This window comes from Calditrichota bacterium, assembly GCA_013152715.1.
In the GTDB taxonomy this organism is placed as follows: Bacteria; Zhuqueibacterota; Zhuqueibacteria; order Thermofontimicrobiales; family Thermofontimicrobiaceae; genus 4484-87.
This window is the reverse complement of the sequence record JAADFU010000210.1, coordinates 1,196-1,738: the sequence shown is the minus strand read 5'-3', so window position 1 is coordinate 1,738 and position 543 is coordinate 1,196. Positions and strand designations below refer to the sequence as shown.

Annotated in this window: 1 protein-coding gene; it reads right to left on the bottom strand. The window is 45.1% G+C overall.

Going from position 1 to position 543, the window contains the following annotated elements; translation table 11 throughout:
• The coding region (locus tag GXO74_16815; protein NOZ63318.1) for a TonB-dependent receptor at nucleotides 1-543 on the bottom strand (543 nt) is incomplete at both ends.

Below are 543 nucleotides of genomic sequence, written 5' to 3'. Positions count from 1 at the left end.
ATTGTCAACGGTGGTGTAGCGTTTGCTCACAATGCGATAGTTCAGATTTGCTGACAATTTTCCTAATTTAATGCCTGTTGTAATGTCCAATTTATTTTTCGGCCTGTAAATGAGCCATTTTCCTTTGAGCGGAGAATTTTCCGTCTCATCGGTCGCTTTCATGTAAGTATGAAAAATGTTGAGATAAAAAGATTGACCAAATGGCTGAAGTTTTACTCCAGTTTCCACGCCAGAAATTTTCGCCTTGCCGGTATTCATGGGGAGCCAGATACCGTTTGCGTCAGCGCCCCAGCCGATGAGATTTTCCACTTGCTGATTGAAATAGCTCATTTCGACCTGCCAGAAAGAAGCGGTTCTATTTTGCAGCACAAAACCTGCGTCCCACGAAGTTGCCGTTTCCGGCTCAAGATCCGGATTTCCGTGTCCCCAGCCTTCGTCAGGCCAATAAAGATCGTCGAAGGACGGAGCGCGGAAAGATTTGCCAATATTCCCTTTTAGCGAAAAATTAAGGACATCGCCGGTCGAAAGCAGAAATCCGAATTT